The 18,297-nt window shown below is 46.4% G+C and carries 16 protein-coding genes; 4 read left to right on the top strand and 12 right to left on the bottom strand.

The window, feature by feature from the left end; genetic code table 11:
• Positions 1–46: 46 nt before the first annotated feature.
• The 12 genes from MHH93_RS15660 to MHH93_RS15605 form a co-directional block, all read right to left on the bottom strand.
• Complete coding sequence (locus MHH93_RS15660) at positions 47–787, bottom strand: copper homeostasis protein CutC (RefSeq protein WP_500054776.1); 741 nt, start codon at positions 785–787, stop codon at positions 47–49.
• A gap of 531 nt (positions 788–1,318) precedes the next feature.
• On the bottom strand, positions 1,319–1,510 hold the full coding sequence (locus MHH93_RS15655) for a hypothetical protein (protein ID WP_017691199.1): 192 nt from the start codon (positions 1,508–1,510) through the stop codon (positions 1,319–1,321).
• Positions 1,511–1,698: 188 nt separating this feature from the next.
• Positions 1,699–4,482 carry a glycoside hydrolase family 3 C-terminal domain-containing protein gene (locus tag MHH93_RS15650; protein WP_500054775.1) on the bottom strand — a complete coding sequence of 928 codons (2,784 nt, stop codon included), beginning with the start codon at positions 4,480–4,482 and terminating at the stop codon, positions 1,699–1,701.
• Positions 4,483–4,748: 266 nt separating this feature from the next.
• The gene (locus tag MHH93_RS15645; protein WP_500054774.1) at positions 4,749–5,837 is read right to left on the bottom strand and encodes a low temperature requirement protein A; all 1,089 of its coding nucleotides are present in this window, start codon (positions 5,835–5,837) and stop codon (positions 4,749–4,751) included.
• A gap of 40 nt (positions 5,838–5,877) precedes the next feature.
• Positions 5,878–6,834 (bottom strand): ring-cleaving dioxygenase, encoded by a 957-nt coding sequence (locus MHH93_RS15640; protein ID WP_500054773.1) that lies wholly within the window; start codon positions 6,832–6,834, stop codon positions 5,878–5,880.
• A gap of 144 nt (positions 6,835–6,978) precedes the next feature.
• Positions 6,979–7,206, bottom strand: a complete 228-nt coding sequence (locus MHH93_RS15635; RefSeq protein ID WP_500054920.1) for a DUF896 domain-containing protein — start codon at positions 7,204–7,206, stop codon at positions 6,979–6,981.
• Between the two features lie 250 nt (positions 7,207–7,456).
• A complete protein-coding gene (locus tag MHH93_RS15630) occupies positions 7,457–8,482 on the bottom strand; it encodes an SPFH domain-containing protein (RefSeq protein ID WP_500054772.1) in 1,026 nt (341 codons plus the stop codon).
• Positions 8,483–8,528: 46 nt separating this feature from the next.
• A complete protein-coding gene (locus tag MHH93_RS15625) occupies positions 8,529–9,329 on the bottom strand; it encodes a TPM domain-containing protein (protein WP_500054771.1) in 801 nt (266 codons plus the stop codon).
• On the bottom strand, positions 9,326–10,357 hold the full coding sequence (locus tag MHH93_RS15620; RefSeq protein WP_500054770.1) for a TFIIB-type zinc ribbon-containing protein: 1,032 nt from the start codon (positions 10,355–10,357) through the stop codon (positions 9,326–9,328). The genes MHH93_RS15625 and MHH93_RS15620 overlap by 4 nt, the downstream gene beginning before the upstream one ends.
• A 68-nt stretch (positions 10,358–10,425) precedes the next feature.
• Positions 10,426–11,127: a PspA/IM30 family protein gene (locus tag MHH93_RS15615; protein ID WP_500054769.1), complete on the bottom strand. Its 702-nt coding sequence runs from the start codon at positions 11,125–11,127 to the stop codon at positions 10,426–10,428.
• 210 nt (positions 11,128–11,337) lie between these two features.
• On the bottom strand, positions 11,338–12,291 hold the full coding sequence (locus MHH93_RS15610) for an alpha/beta fold hydrolase (protein ID WP_500054768.1): 954 nt from the start codon (positions 12,289–12,291) through the stop codon (positions 11,338–11,340).
• A 102-nt stretch (positions 12,292–12,393) separates the two neighbouring features.
• Entirely contained in the window at positions 12,394–12,612 is a 219-nt protein-coding gene (locus MHH93_RS15605; RefSeq protein ID WP_500054767.1) for a hypothetical protein, read from the bottom strand.
• A 228-nt stretch (positions 12,613–12,840) separates the two neighbouring features.
• Here MHH93_RS15605 and MHH93_RS15600 point away from each other — a divergent pair, with 228 nt between their 5' ends.
• The 4 genes from MHH93_RS15600 (at position 12,841) to pdxA (ending at position 18,062) form a co-directional block, all read left to right on the top strand.
• Complete coding sequence (locus MHH93_RS15600; RefSeq protein WP_500054766.1) at positions 12,841–14,523, top strand: sigma-54-dependent transcriptional regulator; 1,683 nt, start codon at positions 12,841–12,843, stop codon at positions 14,521–14,523.
• A gap of 166 nt (positions 14,524–14,689) precedes the next feature.
• Complete coding sequence (locus MHH93_RS15595) at positions 14,690–15,676, top strand: 2-keto-3-deoxygluconate permease (protein WP_124118293.1); 987 nt, start codon at positions 14,690–14,692, stop codon at positions 15,674–15,676.
• A 92-nt stretch (positions 15,677–15,768) separates the two neighbouring features.
• A complete protein-coding gene (locus MHH93_RS15590; protein ID WP_500054765.1) occupies positions 15,769–17,064 on the top strand; it encodes a four-carbon acid sugar kinase family protein in 1,296 nt (431 codons plus the stop codon).
• On the top strand, positions 17,061–18,062 hold the full coding sequence (pdxA, locus tag MHH93_RS15585) for a 4-hydroxythreonine-4-phosphate dehydrogenase PdxA (RefSeq protein WP_500054764.1): 1,002 nt from the start codon (positions 17,061–17,063) through the stop codon (positions 18,060–18,062). The genes MHH93_RS15590 and pdxA overlap by 4 nt, the downstream gene beginning before the upstream one ends.
• Positions 18,063–18,297 lie beyond the last annotated feature (235 nt).

Genomic DNA, 18,297 nt, shown 5'->3' with positions numbered 1-18,297 from the left:
TTTCGTGCATTGCCATGTCACTGGACCACCCTTGCTTTATGGACCGTTACGGATTGCATTTCGCATTACTGTCCATGAATGGCAGTGATGCCTGTAATAACTGCTGCTTGGCTTGAGCGATAAGCTGTGAATCTGCGGGATGGTCAAAGCTTCCTTCGCGGCGTACACCTGATCCCATATGGATCTCCGTGATGCCCGTCTGACTCACTAGCGTTTCAATTCCCTCTATGGTGACCCCAGACCCTGCCATGACAGCGATGTTCAAGGTTTGCCCCAGTTCCTGAAGCTGTTTCAGTTCCAATATGGCTTCAGGTGCTGTCCGTCTCCCTCCCGATGTAAGCACACGCTCCACATTGCCCAATGTGTTAATGGCCTTGAGTGCCTCAGTCAGGCTTGCGCTCACATCAATTGCACGATGAAACGTAACGCCCAAACCCTGAGCTTCCGCCATACATGATTGCAAGGATAGAAGGTCCACTTCACCCTCTCCCGTGAGGGCTCCGATCACGATGCCAGCGGCTCCAAGTTTCTTTGCCACGCGAATATCACGGGTCATGGCGTGGATGTCATCTGCGCTATAGCGGAACGAGCGGCTGTGGGGACGGATCATGACATACACCGGAATGGATACCTGGGACACGACATGCTCCATAACGCCATAACTTGGAGTAAGCCCCCCTTCAGACATCGCAGACACCAGCTCAATCCGATTGGCCCCTCCCTCCTCAGCTGCCTTGGCATCTTCCACATCCACAGCAATGACTTCCAATACAGGCTGTCTTTCCATAAGGATCGCTCCCTTCACTTCATCGAAGATTATTCATGCGTAATAAGGTAATCATCAGCAGGCATGAAGTCGTAAGTAGATACTTCTTAAAGTGTAATCTTGAGTTCTCACCCAACCCTCGCACCTTTACCCCGTATCGATACCCATCACTCGAACTTCACACAGCCTGATCCATGACATAAAGGACCGACTGAACGCTTCATCAGCGCTCCTGCGGTCCTTCTTCATCATTGTGGGCTACGGTCAGCTTCCAGAGCACAATCCGAAAAGGCTGACCTTCCTGAAAGATATATTGTTTGTCGGCAATGATCTTCATGAATGGATTCTCCTTTGAGTACCGGAATGGGCTAGCAAATAGAGAGTGCAACGTATGTTATGTGCTTTGTTGAAACATTTTGTTATTTTTGTTATTTATAATGTTATTATCAATTAGCAATAGTCTAAAACGTTAGGATCAGAACGTCAATACAAAAAAAGACACCCCGAGGGTGTCTTCATGTCTCGGATAACCTTATGGTTATCCGAGCTTTTCTATTTTCTACGCCGAGCCTTCGTCATTCGATTAAACATAATCAGTGCAGCAATAATCATGGCTATCATGGCAATATTACTCGCCACTTCTTGTGATAAGCCGAAAAGAACTCCTAGGTTAGTCACCAGGCCTCTTACAATCAGCGCCACCACAACCAGCAGGATTGGACTCAAAAAATTATAATTTCTCATTCTTCGCAACACCCCTGATCCCATTGTTCAGAACTACGAATTTCCTAACACTATCATAACAGTAGCTATTCCGTGTTACAACAAAGGACACCCGTAAACAGTGTCCTTTGTCATGTACCCACGTATTCTGCTTTGAATGACAGAACAACCTTTTGATTGCTGCTATCACAAGATATTTCTGATTACCTCTACACCTGCTTGAATTCGATCCAATCAATCTGGAGACCTGGTTTGGTGAAGTCCAGTTTCAATTCATACAGTCCTGCCTCAAGGTCTACTTTGACAAGCTTCTGTCTGATCCATTTGCCTTCCGTACCATTCGTCTGAATGGTGGTTACCAACTGGTCATTCAGGAGCAGGTTACATGCACTTTGAGCCAGTTCCGGCTCAGGGGACATGATCTGTACAATAATCCGATAATGGCCAGCCTCGTCCACTTTCATGTAAACCGGTTCAGCTACCGCAGGTTTCACCTGTGCGTTCTCAACCAGAACCTGGGCCTGTGCAGCAGATAGAGATGCATTCGCTTGGAACGAAGCTACGTTCTCCACGATCTCGTGTTTTCTACCAGACACCGGTGCATTCATGATGAACTTGCAGATGTTGATTGCAGAGCGTTGCAGTTCTCCGCGAGTTAATGTTCCATTTTCCAAGGATTCAATCGTGTTATCGTCCCAGCCGTTAATCTCTGCGCCGTAGTTCGGTACAACCATGTAGAGATCATTCTGCGCACGAATCATCCAGTTGGTGTATTTGCGATCCGCTTCTCCACCTTCGGTCACATCATTCATAATCGCCCACCAGTCGGTCATGACGATTCCGTCAAAATTCCATTCGCCGCGCAAAATTGTGGTATTCAAGTCGTAGTTCGATGCCGCCCAGTGTCCGTTAATCGGGTTGTAGGAGGTCATGATGGAGTTCGCTCCGCCTTCTTTTACAGCGATTTCGAACCCTTTCAGGTAAATTTCACGCAGTGCACGCTCAGAGACAACAGCATCTACTTTGCTACGGTGTTTCTCCTGGTTGTTGCAGGCAAAGTGTTTCAGTGTGGCATTGGAACCACCCTTCATGATACCTTTCGTACATGCTGCGGCAAATACACCCGAGATCAGTGGATCTTCGGAGAAGTATTCAAAGTTCCGGCCGTTGAGCGGGCTCCGGCGGATATTGAGTCCAGGTCCGAGCAGGGTATCTACCTGATTTCTCAGTAATTCCTGTCCTTCCATCACATACAACTCTTCAACAAGCTCCTTGTTCCATGTCGCCGCAAGCAACGTACCAATGGATACCTGTGTTGCCTTCTCGCCACTATCCATACGAATACCGGACGGGCCATCTGCCGTACATGCTACCGGAATACCGTAGTTAAACAGGCTGTCGCTGACACCCCCAAATGCAGATGCCGTTCCCGAAGTAACGAGTGGACTGCTCATGCCTTCACCACGGACAATCGCTGCCAGGTCCTGATCACTCAGTTGAGCGATAAAGGCTTCCAGACTCACTTTGCCAGCTTTAACGTCACTCAGCTTGTAGCCTTGGTTGCCCGTCTGTTCCAGCGTTTGCGGGAGATTCTCTTCAATTCGTTTCGCCAAGGATATCTTACGTTTCGGTACTTCTGCATACGTCAGTTCATATGATCCATCTTCCTTGCGTATACCTGGTTTCATCCGTGTAAAATCTTCCGTTGGCGCCATCGCTTCTTGCAGCTGCTCCACCAATTGAAGGGATTCAATCACATATCCATCCTGGCCATCGATGCTAACGTGCTGCACTTGTTTCACACTGGTTCCTACATGCAGTCGATATGTGCCTTCTTCCAGAACGTATGCGGAAGCATGACCTGTAACACCCGCATCATCGTAGGATGCCATGTCATGGATCGGGAAGCTGATCGTCAGAAGTTCTGACTCGCCCGGCTGTAACAATCCTGTCTTGCCAAAAGCCACCAAAGCCTTCACCGGTTGTCCCAGTTTGCCTTGTGGTGCTTCATAATAGACTTGCACAACCTCTTTGCCCGCATATGTTGTACCTGAGTTGGTCACATTGACACGAACTTCAATGTAGGTTTCGCCATCTTTGGACACAGATTTCGCTTCTTCATGCTGGGCCAAAAACGTCGTATAAGACAGGCCGTAACCGAATTCAAACTGAACACGCTCAGTTCGAAACGTTTCGAAATAACGATAACCTACATAGATATCTTCCTGATACAGGTTCTTGAACTCATTGCCGTAGTTGCTTGTCGAAGGATAATCTTCGATGGAATATGCAATCGTATCTGTCAGCTTACCGCTTGGTGTAACGTCGCCCGCCAGCACATCAGCAATCGCGTTGCCACCCTCCATACCGCCATGCCAGGAGTAAATCACACCTTGGATCGGATGTAGATACGTTTCGTTTAACCAGCTCATGTCGATGATATTCGAGACATTCAGCACTACGATTGTGTGTTCAAACTGCGAAGTGACTTGCTTCAGCATCGCTTTCTCATCTTCGGTCAGTTGGTAGCTTCCTGGCGCATCCGCATTATCCTGATCTTCTCCTGCTGTACGTCCAATTACGATAATGGCTTTGCTGGATTTGCTTCTGGCCTGTGCAACCAGTTCATCCGTCAAAGGCATTTCTTTCTGATTCCAAGGCTCGGCCGCCCATACTTTTCCACCATCATCAAATGGATTTTCTTCAATCCACTTCTCATAGACAGCTGCCAGTTCTTCGTTCACCGTTATATTCTTTTTGCTGCGCAGACCATCGAGCAGATTGGTTGTGTAGGCTACATGGACACTACCGCCTGAACCCGTGCCGCTGCGATAATAATTCACTTGAATCCGTCCAAAAACTGAAACGTTTTCGTTTTCACGAAGTGGAAGCACTTGGCCTTCATTTTTGAGTAAAACGGCTCCTTCAGCAGCAACCGTACGACTAAACTCTGCAAACCCTTCCAATGGAACTCCGATTTGATGTGTGCTCAATGATTTCCCTCCTGATTGTCATCCCCATATCTACGAATCGCTATACATAAAATGAACTAACAAAACGCACGCTCATTTTATATAAAAGATATTCTATGATCTGGTAGATTCACTTGTACATAGTCTCATATTAACAGATTCCTTAGAAGAAATTAAATTAGATTTGTGCTTTATTTATATTATTAAGTCTTGGCCGGAATTTGCTGCATCACAAAAAGCCACGGACGCCTGTTGTCCGTGACTTTTCTTCATTTTAGATCACTATATCAAGTCGTAAGTTTCGCATACACTAGGAAGAACAACATGTCTTCACCCATGATGACGTAGCCCGGAACCCGGTAGACCAGATCCACAAGGACAAATGCCACCAGCAACCCTACCATGACTGCCAGATGACGTGGCCGGAGTCGTAGATGTGCATGTCTGTAACGATGGAACACAAGGGAGGTCGACAGGAAGTACAGCAGCACAGATCCAAACACAAACCCGATCATAAACACATAGTTTAACTGATTCTGATACAACAGCTGAATGGACGCGGCGATCATACTCATGGAGATGTAGATGAACAGATGTCCGTATATGATCGCTTGCCCGGCAGTCTGAATCTCTTTGCTGACTTTTTTCTCCACGTTGTCGAAGTACTGCCACCACATCGCAATGACAAAGATGGCTGTAAAGGCGGCAAACAGGATGGATTTCATATCCCAATGATCGGCTTGCAGCACAGCGATAATGCTTACCACCGATTCACCCAGCAGGATGAGTGTGAAGAGCGCGAAACGTTCCAACAAATGATGAGTCTGAACCGGTACTTTCACCAGATTTTTGCGTCCAATCAACGGAAGCACGATGTCCACCGCAATTCCCGCATACAAAATCAAGTAGCGTAGCCAGGAATCGAAGAATAGTGAACCTGATGAGATCAATATGCCAATGAGGAAACAGATGCCCAAGTACTTGGCGGCTTTCTGCTGATGCTCGCTTTTCGACTTGTGAACCGTCAGATACTGAATGGCCGTAAACGCCCGTGAACCTATATATCCTATGAAGAAGGACAGGTAGTATTGGTCAAAATGGGTAGAGAGACTCGCCGTCATGACCATCACGGACAGGAGCTGAAGGATGAGAAATATTCGATGGATCAGGATATCTTGGCCATAGCGGTTAATAAACAAGGTTTGACCAACCCATGCCCACCAAACAGGGATAAAAATAAGCACAAACTTCATTAAGTATTCAAACGTAATTACTCCGTGTTCGGCATGTAACAAGACATGACCGGCTTTGGAGACCGCTGCTACGAAGAGCAGATCGTAGAACAGCTCCAGCCATGTAACCTTTTTCTCCATCATCCTTCGTTGCTCCTTAGATGTTATAGTAATAGAACCCTTATTACTTCGCAGTTGTAGCAGGTTTGAGTGTTCTTACCACGATTGGTTGCAGATTGTCCTCAATTTGAGGGCGGTATTTCTCAAACCACTCTGGCAGCATCAATTTTTGTCCGAGCGAATCCGCAGGTTCATCTTTGGCAAATCCCGGGGGATCAGTAGCAATCTCGAACAGAATGCCGCCAGCTTCTCTGAAGTAAATTGCGTTAAAGTACTGACGATCCCGAACTGGAGTCGGTTGATACCCGTAATCGCGTACAGCTTCGCTCCATTGTGCATGTTCCACGTCATCTGTGGCGCGCCATGCAATATGATGCACCGTTCCAGCCCCACCCATGCCCAGAGGTATACGGGTCACCGGAACATCCACAACATTACCGATGTCTCCACTCGACCGGAAACGGGCATACTCTTCATTTTCACTAGCTCTGACGAATCCTAAAATTTTCTCAAGAGCGTCCATCGTTCTTTGCGGATTAACACTGAACAGGACAGCACCGCCAAAGCCTTTGATGGCTTTATCTGTTGGAATTCCTTCGTGAGCCCAAGTGCTGTTTGCTCCCTCTTCCCGTTCCACAAGCTCAAGCCGCAGGCCTTCACTATCTTCGAATTGAAGCAGCTCTTCATTGAAGCGACTTGTTTTGGTTACCTCAATGTTATACTGTTCCAGCCGGTTCTGCCAGAAGCCAATCGACCCAGGAGGAATGACATAGGAAGTGATACCGACCTGACCTCCGCCAATTTTGCCCCGTGGTGATCCAGCGGATGGGAAGAAGGTAATGATGGTACCTGGGCTTCCGTGTTCGTCTCCAAAATACAGGTGGTATACATCAGGTGCATCGAAGTTAATTGTTTTTTTCACGAGACGAAGTCCCAGAACTCCGGCATAAAAATCAACGTTAGCCTGTGGATCTCCTGCGAAAGCTGTAATATGGTGAATACCTGCTGTTTGAATAGTCATGATTAATTCCTCCTTGGTTTGTTAAGCATGTTTTGGATTTGGTAGGTGTTAGAGATAATGAGCCAATTGAGATTGTTGAGATCGTAGATTCATTTATAGTAAGTTTGTATTATCTTTAAATTAAGATATATGTTCGTTTAAAGCCTATTTACTATTTTGAGAAGCCTGTTCTTGTTTCAATTTATCAGGAGTCACGTCATCGCCGTTCGGATCATAGATGGTTGCATTCAAGAGAATGTCGTTGACCGAACCGCGAAAAGTTTGCAGATATTCCTGGCGAAGATTCACCCGTTCCTCTTTCTCCATCTCCGTCAATCCGCCCTCTTTGGCTTTTCTTGCAAGTTCATTAATTCTGGTCAATGTTGGGATCATCATCTTGATCGCTCCTCATGTAATGGATTAAAGATATTTGTTTGTGGTTGTTATTTATATTTAAATTAAATATCTTAATTTAAATATAAATAATTTGTGATTAGTTGTCAACTGTTTTATCAAAACTAAAATAAATGAATTGCATCCCTGCTCTTCACCCTGTTGCTTTAACTATGATTGCAAACAAAAAAGGGCCAGCTCCGCAGTAACTTTACTTCCTGCGAACCTAACCCTACATGTATTCATTTTATTAGCCTAGCTTTTGACCACAGTTCGGACAGAAGTTGGCTCCTTCATTCTTGGCTCCACAGTTCGGACAGAAGTTAGGCTTCTTGTTGCCCTCTGTAGATGAAGAGGTACCTGAATCACCGTTGCTATTTCCCGCTGGCTTCTGGTCGTTATTTTGATTCGAAGACGAATTGGCATTGTTGTTCTGGTTCATGTTCTTCATCATTTCGTTGGCCATGTTCATGCCCATCATCATGCCCGCCATATCGGAAGCCGCGCCGCCGCCCTGTACTTTACCGGATGAGATGCCGTCTGTCATGCTGACCTGCTGATACTTTTGCAGATTACCAATCATCTCATGCGAAGCGGTCTTCGTAATCATATCCTGAATCTCTTTTGGATAATTGAAGCTCATCACCTGGAAACCGGTAATCCCAATGCCGATGTCCATCATCTGCATATCCAGATCTTCCTGAATCCCTTTGGCAATATCCGATGCATTGGCCTGCAGGTTGAACATATCCTTCCCTTCACGGCTAATCCACTTCATTAGAAGCTGATCCAGCACAGAAGTAATTCGGATTTTGACATCCTCTACCAGATAGCTCTGCTTAATGCCTGCAATCTTATCGATCAGGGTGACATAGTCACTTACTTTGAAATTAAATGTTCCGTTGGCCCGAATTGGCATCCCGCCCGGGAGTTGTGGTGTCGGAATCAATACCGGACTTTGCGTGCCCCAACGCACGGTGAACTCTTTGGTATTTACAAACAATACCTCCACCCGCATGCCGCTGTTGAATCCAAATTTGAATCCTTTTAAGGTAGAAAGAAACGGAATGATCTCGGAATCGATATTAAATGATCCTTCGTCCTCGAAAATCCCTTCCACTTTACCGTTATTCAGAAAAATCGCGTCCTGACCCGAACGGATGATAAGTTTACTCCCCTTCTTGATCTCCCGGTTGCTCCACTTCCAAAATATCATGTCATCTCTGAACTCTTCCCATTCCACCACATTCGAGAATTGATTTTTGAAAAATCCCATATTCGTTTCCATCCCTTCTATTTAACGTACTCCGATTATTCCTTTATTAAAACGATCCTCTACTCCCACTGTGTGAATGACCGCCTCGCGATGTACCTCCACCGCCGCCTCCGCCTCCATTGTTATTGTTCTTCTCAATTTTGCGCTTGGTTACGGTCGTACGGATATAACGATCCTGCCGATCAATTACACTGGAATTACTTGAATCCTCATAAGTCGCACGGTTGACTGTGACACGCCCCCCGGAACGATAGGTCATCATGCCAACAACAATACCGCCCAGTACTACGGATACTCCCAACTGAAACCAGCCGTTGAACAAAATGTTGTTCGGATTCACACCCGGTTCGTACCCCATATATTTGTAAGAGAGCTCAATATATTTCTCAAATGCGAGTTTATAGTCCCCGCTGGACAATTCAGAGGTAATCCGGTTACGGATAGAATCCAGCCGCTGATCACTCAAATATTCTTTTGCCTTATAAAATCCTGCCAGATACACTTCTCGATTATTCATATCCATCGTCAAAATAACAGCATTGCCAAATTTCTTATCGTACCCTAGCCCCTGCTTATCATAAAAATCTTCAGTTAAAAGCACGATATCCTGATTCTCAACATTATTTGTTGTCAAAATAACAAAGTCCGTCTGCCGTTCCGCACCATACTGATTCGCAAGTAGGTTCAGTTCGCTTTTCTCCTGCTCATTTAGCAGGTTGGCCTCATCGTAGATGAGGTTTTTGCTCTCCGCTGCGGATGCCGATGAGATGGGAATCAATGGAGCAACCAGGGTGATCATAAGCAAAATGAGCGTAGCCATCACGGCCAGAGGGGTTCTTTTTCTCATAAGAATCCACCTCCCATCATCCAGGAAACCAGCTTCAGTGACAATAACGAGACCGCGGATACTCCTGCGAACCAACCGGCCACTTTGGCTTTGCTGATCGGCGGTTTGCCGACCACCTTACCTGTCTGACCATTCATGGCAAATGTATACTGCGCACGATTGTAGTCATAATTGACCATCCACACCGGGAGCAGCACATAGTCTGCATTTTTGAGCTTAGTGTCAATCTGCTTGTCGGTGTAACTCACGCTGCTATAACCGGACACGGTTGAAGCAATATAAGAATCAATATACGATCTCGTCTTATCTTTGGCACGTGGGAAAAGTTCCTCGTCCGTATAGCTATATTTTTCCGCAATGTACCCCGCCAGATACGGGGTCTTGAACGATTTCAGCTGATTATATGGGAAAGGCTCCAGTTTATCCATCAGTTCATCCTTCATTTTCTCCGATGCATCAATGGGCAGGTTCACGTAATTCAGCCGAATTCGGCGGTATATATCGAAATGCTGTGTCTCCGTGTAATGGTAGTCGCCCTGGGTGTAGGATCTGACCTTGGTGCCACGACCATGCACTTCGATTTTGTTATGTAACTCGTACAACCAGAACGGCACGTACATGCCGGTTATGCTCTGAATCCGATCGGCGGACATGAAGCCACTTGGCGTTAAGAGGCCGTTTTTGCACCACTTTTTGAAAGCCTGCTTGGCTTGATCCTTGTTAATGGAAAAGGGAATTACCATCGCGGGGGCCAAATTGCCCGTCAGCCGATCACTGAGTACAACTGCTGCACCGCAGAAGCTGCATGTCGTCGCACTGGTCTCCGGTTCGGTCACAATGTCAGCTCCGCAGCTGTTACAGTGGTATTCCTTGACCTCATTTTCCGTGAACACTTGTCTCTTCAAGGGGTCTGGGATCTGCTCTATGTTGTCCTGGCGGCCACAGCTGGGACAGGATAATGAACCTGACACACTGTCAAAGATCATGCCACTGCCGCAGTTCGGACATTTGTATTCAATAACCGGCATCTGCTCACCTCAATGTTAACGAAATATAATTCTTTTCTGTCCTCTACGTTGTAGTGCACACGTTAAACTCACTTCTTCAGCTTCTCCTGAATTGCTGCGAGTTCTTCCTCCGCACTTGGCGACGCATGTTCATTATTACCCGCATCCGCGTTCATGTCCCTCTCCAATTGGGCAATTAATTCGTCCAGATCATCTTCCTGTGCCCCGGCACGAAGTTCTGCTAAAGCCTCTGCTTCGTTCAACGCCTGGTTCGCCTTGTCTTCCATGGCCTTCAATGCCGATTCGGCTCTGCCCGTAGATGCATTGCGTTCATTGGCCAGTTGCTGCGCCTTCGCATCTGCCATGCGACCTTTCAGTTCTGCATGCCGTGCTTCCAGTTGTCCTAGATCGGCAACGAGCTTATCATTCATATGCTTCATCATCTTGGCTTTGGCGGAAGCCCGTTCATAGGCAGCCTGTAATTCGTTCAATTTGTCAGCCAGCTTCACTTTCTTCTCCAGAAAACCACGTGCCTTGTCTTCGTCTCCCGACTCTGCCGATTTCTCCGCGTACCGCTGTAACTTCTTAACCTCGGCACTGCACTCATCCAATGCTCGCTTCGCCCGGCTCTCATCTGACAACACCGCGGTCGTCTCTGCTTTTACCTGACCCAGATCACTTCTCAGGCTGCGCATATATTCATTCACACTCTTCTCCGGGTCTTCCGTCCGAGATAACATGTGGTTCACATTGGCCTTCATCACGTCTCTAAACCTCGATAAGATTCCCATTACGTGTTCCTCCTCCGAAAAGTTCATATGTATACTATAATACATGAATAAGGCGACATACGTTTCACATTTCACGTTTACAAGTGGAGTTAATACGATCCAAATCTTCATGATAATAGCGCAGTATAAGAAAAGACGAACACCTATAGTGCCGCCTCTCGCCTCATGATCTAAAAATTTCTTCTAACTCTTAATTTCCTTCTTCCCAATTTACAATTTGTTAATGAATTGCACACTTTCCTCTGCGATTCGATCTGGATCTGTATTATGTATGTAATGACCGCCATCTAAAACCTGATATTGTCCCATCTTCACAGACTCGATATAACTTATTAGGTACGTTTCCCAATTCTCAACGGGTAATTCTTCTCCATTAGATATGAAAAAATACATCGGCACATCCGGGATTCCTCGTTTTGCAACCTTTACTGCATTCTGTTTAATCATGCTGACCTCATCATTCATATTCGATGTCTGCGTATTCTTGTAGAACAATGCTCGATATATTCCCTCTTCCTGAGGGGACAAATGTTTCTCCTTAATCGCAGCGGATGAATTCACAATCTCAGGGAAAAACCGTGTAATCCCCATTCGTGCTCCCAAACCTGTAAGATTCATCATACCTCTCGAGGGCAAGGGATATGCTTCATATACCTCTGGAATAGCCGGGTCTAATCCGATGATCGCCTTCACTTCGTTTGGATACTGTTGTGCCCAATATAATGCTTCTATGCCTGACATCGAATGTGGAAATAACACATATGGTGGATTCTGGCCTGCTAAGGTCAGCGCTGTTCTGGTTTCTTCCAAAATCGTATCAATATCACGGGATACCTTGGCCGTTTCACTAAAACCGTATCCGGCCTTCTCAACTACAACAATTTTGTATTGTTCCGACAATCTGGAGTAAATTGCTTTGAAGTCCAATACAGGAGCGGAGGTACCTCCACCTGATAGAAAGACCAGCGTCTGTGACCCAGCACCTTCTGTATAGACATGCATTTGGTGATTATTCACCTTAACTATTGCTCCTGGCGGCGACAGAATACTCAACTCACTCTTGAGCTTAATGGTATGATTCGTAAAACTAATAACAACGAACACTAGCATGACACCTAATATTGCCAAGGCGCCATACCCAAATCTCTTCAACACAATTCTCATGGGTTCCCCTCCAAAATGATAAACATTTCTATTGATCTTACCATGAATTTTGGAAGATGTATGGGGGTTTAACCCTTTGTCGTATCATCATCCTTTCCTACCCTAGGGTTCAACCGGAAGGCTCTCCACCGCTGTGAAAAACACATCCATCAGCTCAACGTTATACATAGCGCGGACATATTCTTCGATCCCCGCTAACTCTTCTTCCCGCTGATACTCCAGACATGGACGGCCCTCACTCCACAGGACCCTGCAAGGATACTTTCCGACAACATCCTTAATGATGTGATCCGGCTCAGCTACTTTATGAATGTCTCCCATATAAAACTCCTCATTTCTCTAAACTTATCGTGTGCAATGATCCATTAATTTTGAAATAGTTAGGGATTCGATTCAGTGCACTTCGTCACATTCCACGCGGAGAGTTATATCGACATACTACACAGGCATTCTGCACACATTAACAGTGACCTGTGCACCCAGGGTGCCATTCCTTCGCAAGTTGGCTATAATAAGGGGATCAAAGTTTTCTATAAAGGCAGGAAAAATATGCGTACACGAGTTCACTTTATTGCTCCTTATGAATCGATGATTCCTATTATACAAGAGTGTATTCCCCGCTTTCCCCAGTTAGCCATTCAGACAGACGTGGGCGACTTGGCGAACGGTGTGGAATTGGCAACTCAAGCGGAAAAAAACGGTGCAGAGATTATCATCAGCCGCGGCGGAACCGCTCAATTGATTAAAAAAGCAGTCACCATTCCCGTCATTGATGTGCAGTTATCGGGTTATGATATGATTCGTTCCCTTACCCTGGCAAGCCAGTTTAACGGCCAAACGGCCATCGTTGGCTTCTCCAACATCACCTCCGGTGCACAATCGATTATTGATCTGATGGATCTGCCCCTCAAGGTCTACACCATACATAGCTCGGAAGATGTGGCACGATTACTCTTGGAGTTGAAAGCTGCCGGGTATCGCCAGATTGTCGGAGATGTGATCACCGTCAACACTGCGAAGACTTATGGTTTGGAGGGATTGTTGATCCAATCCGGCCAGGAATCCATCCTTAGAGCGATGGAGGATGCACAGCTGGTCTACCGTTATTTGAGCAAAAACCATGCGATATCGATCATACTGAATGACCTGGTTACACGGGAACATCCGAATTTGCTTATTTTAAATGAACGGAATGAAGTTGTATTCGAGAACCTGACCGACTTTGAGAAAAATCCGCTGACCGATAATCACATGTATCTGACCAACACCAGTCTGGAATTCCATCAATCCCAGATCCAAAATGTGTTCATGGTGGATGACTATCAGCTTACGGTCAACGCCTATGAAACGACCCTGGATAACAAGAACTACAAGGTATATATGCTGGAAAAAGGACAACCCTATGCCTTTGCACAATTCGGCATAACAACGTTCACGGACGCATCAATGGAGCCCATCGTTGCCGAATCTCCTGCCATGCAAATGGTATTGAAGAACATGCGAGCACTCTATGAGAATCATGAACCGATCTATCTGCTCGGTGAAGCGGATTCCGGTAAATCTTTTCTGGTCAAACATATTCACCAGATGTACTCTGGTGGTGGACTTTTATTACAGATTGATCTCTCGCAAGTGCCTCCCGGTCATTTGCACAAGATACCACTCGCCAAAGTTAGAAATGTAGAAATTAACCACGTGGAAACACGTATGGAAGATCCGGAGTTGCTCTCCTTTATCCAGAGCTGCCTTCAAAGCCGAATTGGGGTGTTTATCCTCGGGGAACAGGTAATAAATCCCCATTGGTCACTCGATTTGAAGCTTAATACGATCATGATGCCTAATCTTGCAGATAGGCCAGAGGATCTGGCTCCACTGATGCAGCATTTCCTTACGGGGTACTACCACAAATACGGAACTACTGCGGTGAGAATAAAAGAAGATGCGCTACAGCTGATTCAAGAACAGATTACACATATGAATGTCAACCAGCTGAAACATCTGATCAAGCAGGCTGCACTTAATGAACAGGAATATGTAATCACCACGGCTACCTTATCCCGCTTGCTCGGTCAGCAACCTTCTTCAAGCCCAACGAAGTTGAACGGTACGCTGAAGGAGATCGAGAAAGAAGTTATTCAGATCGTGCTTCAGGAGGAAAATAACAATCAATCGAAGGCGGCAGAGCGTCTGGGGATTAACCGGGCCACATTATGGCGTAAACTTAAAGATTAACTTTAAGTTTGCGTCTTTTTTATCGCCTTAAAGTGTTGCATTTTTAAACAATTTAGCGAGCATTTAAAATTTACAATAATTAATTGTTGCTATATTAAACGATATGGGATAACATAATCCCTGCAAGCGCTTCATAAAAACGATTACTTCATAAGGAGCTACTACTATGAACATTAAAGCAACTTTAGATCGCATCCCTGGCGGTATGATGGTCGTTCCCCTGTTAATTGGTGCAACCATCAATACATTCTTCCCAAATGCCCTGCGCATTGGCGGATTCACGGAAGCTCTCTTCGTTAACAGTGCCAGTACGTTGATTGCGCTGTTCCTGTTAATTGCGGGTACACAGATTACGTTCAAAACAGCAGGTTCATCTGTCGGCAAAGGTTTAACCTTGCTTACGTTCAAATGGGTGATTGGCGCAGGCCTTGGTTTTATCGCTATTTTGTTTGCGGATTCAAGCGGTTTATTCCTGGGTCTGGCCCCACTTGCCATTATCGCTGCGATGACCAACTCTAACGGTGGTCTGTACATCGCACTCGCTGGTCAATACGGTAAAGAAGATGACAAGGCAGCTTACCCGTTCCTCGCGCTTAGCGATGGTCCGTTCCTGACCATGGTAGCGCTCTCGATCTTTGGTGCAATGGGCTTTGCGAACGGCATGTTCTCACCGATGGCATTCGTTGCTGTATTGCTTCCACTCATCGTTGGTGTCATTATTGGTAATCTGGACCGTAATCTGGGGGATTGGCTGTACAAAGGTAGTGACAAACTTGTTCCGTTCTTTGCATTCTCCCTGGGTATGGGAATCAATTTCTCATCCATCATTCAAGGCGGACTAGGTGGCATTCTGCTCGGTGTTCTGACCGTGCTTCTCACAGGCGGAATCGGATATCTAGTGTTCAAAGCCATTGGCTGGAACCCGATCGTTGGTGCTTCCGAAGGTTCAACAGCCGGGAATGCGGTAGGTACACCCGCTGCCATCGTGGCTGCCAATGCTTCATTTGGCCCGATTGCGGAGATTGCCACTGTGCAAATTGCGGCGAGCGTTGTAACGACAGCTATCCTGTTACCCATCTTCATCGGGTTCCTCTCCAAACGACTGGAGAAATCAGGTGGCGTCGAGAAATACAATCAACGACCAACCACATAAATGGTTATCACCTGATCCGATATGTTTATTCTGTGCAATTGATGATCTGACGGACTTATTATGAAATTTTGCTTACAAGGAGGGATGACTGCATGAAATTAGCTATTATTGCAGATGATTTGACCGGTGCCAATGACAGCGGGGTGCAGCTTGCCCGTCATGGCTTAAAGACCAGTGTTCTTTTTAATATGAATGAAGAACCTCTTACACATTACGATGCTGTCGTCTTTGATACAGATAGTCGTTCCATATCCCCTCAGGAAGCATATGACCGTGTATATCGGGCTGCTGAGTTGCTGACGAACAACGGATTTGAGACGATTTTCAAAAAAATGGACTCCACCATGCGCGGCAATATCGGCATCGAGATTGATGCTGTATATGATGTAGTTAAGCCGGACTTTATGATGATTGCCCCGGGATATCCGAAAAATAACCGGACTATTCTGAACGGAATTCATTACCTGAACGGCGTTCCACTGGCAGATACCGAAATTGCCCATGATCCGAAGACACCTGTTACGATTTCCTACCTTCCGGACTTGTTGAAACTACAAACCAAGTACGAAGTTGGCGAGATCACCGTCGCAGATCTGGAAGCCGGGCAAAATCATATTCGCACCAAGCTAGAACAGTTGAAAATAAATAACATTCCGTATGTGATGGTAGACTCCACCGAAGAACGCCATCTGGAACTGATTCTGCAGATGACCCGTGAATTGGATTATACCTTTACTTGGGCAGGTTCGGCGGGTATTGCCGATTATCTCCCCGCACATTACGAATTGGAATCCAGGGCTGCTTCACTTGATATCCCGGAGAATTCCGGTCCCATCCTCACGGTGGTAGGCAGCGTCAACAAAAACTCCCGTGAGCAGCTGCATCGCTTGATGCGCAAGTCCCGCGTAGCTTCTGTCTCCTTCCACTCCTTCAAAGCGGTATCCGCAACCGAAGACCGCGCGGAAGAGATGGAACGTGTCTATAACGAGGTCCGAGACAAAGCGCTGGAAGGACAAGATGTCGTTCTTTACTCCACCGCTGAACAGATTGATATCGAATTGGCTCGTGCCACGGGCGAAGTTCGGGGGCTTAATCACACCGAAGTCAGCAATGAAATCGTACTCGCGATGGGTGAGATCTGCGCCAGACTATTGGAAGAGGGACTGTTCAAGGGTGTCTCCATGACTGGTGGCGATACGGCAAAACAAATCTGTCTGAAATGGAATATTAGCGGCTTCGAGCTGCTGGATGAGCTTGAAATCGGCGTGCCGATCTCCAAGTTCATAGGCATTGATGATCTGCATGTGATTACCAAAGCAGGCGGATTCGGCAAACCCGATGTCTTTATCCATGCGATTCAAAAATTAAAAGGGGGTATTCTCGTATGAAACCTACAATCGGAATTACGATGGGCGACGCAGCAGGTATTGGACCGGAGATTATTATGAAAGCACTGGGTCATCAAGAGATGTATGATCAGTGCAATCCACTCGTGATTGGTGATGCGAAGATTCTGGAGCGTGTGCTGCCGGTTATCGGATCAACGCTGAACGTTAATGCTATTCAAGAGCCTTCCGAAGCCAAGTATGAATTCGGCACTGTCGATGTGATTGATCTGAATCTTGTTCCAGCGGATCTGGAATACGGTAAAGTATCTGCCGTGGCTGGGGATGCAGCATTCCAGTTTCTCGCCAAAGCCATTGATCTGGCCAAAAAACACCAGATTCACTCCATCTGCACAGCACCTTTGAACAAAGAAGCTTTGCATCAAGGGGGGCACCTGTATCCAGGGCACACCGAAATTCTGGCTGACCTGACGGATACACAGGACTTCTCGATGATGCTGACGACGCCGAATCTGCGTGTTATTCACCTGACGACGCACATGGGTCTGATCGATGCCATCGCGAGTATCAACCCGGAAAGAACCTACACCGTTGTGAAGCTTGCTCATGATACGTTGAAAAAAGCAGGCTTTGATAATCCGCGCGTAGCCGTATGCGGAATCAACCCTCATGCCGGTGAGAACGGACTGTTCGGCAACGGGGAAGAAGAAGAAAAATTGCAGCCCGGCATAGAGCGTGCGCAGGAGGAAGGCATTAACGTCGTTGGTCCACTGCCGGCGGACACACTCTTCTTCCGCGCTGGTCGCGGCGACTTCGATATTGTGGTAGCCTGCTACCACGACCAAGGCCATGCACCAATCAAAGTGATGGGCATCGAGGAAGGCGTGAACATCACCGTTGGTCTGAAAGGCGGCATCATTCGTACGTCTGTCGACCACGGTACAGCCTTCGATATCGCCGGTAAGAACATCGCCGATGACAAAAGCATGCTGGCAGCCATCCGCTCCGCCATTGAGCTGGCACCAAAGGATCAGGGATAACACCAAGATTCATCCGGTACATGCGTAAGTCTGATCGTAAGATCAATTGTAGACGTATCGGTGTATCGTCGGTATTCGATATATAAAAGGAAAAAGGCAAATCCTTGTAAGTTCAAGGATTTGCCTTTTTGTATATTGTCCACCCATTTATTCAGACCAATCGTCTTAGTTGGTATTATGGCCATCAAACATATGCTAAACTGATCATAATAAGCAAGAGACTTTAAATGAAAAA

The organism is Priestia sp. FSL H7-0729 (assembly GCF_038005685.1).
In the GTDB taxonomy this organism is placed as follows: domain Bacteria; phylum Bacillota; class Bacilli; order Paenibacillales; family Paenibacillaceae; genus Paenibacillus.
Note: the sequence above shows the minus strand (reverse complement) of the source record. Positions and strands in the feature narration are given on the sequence as shown.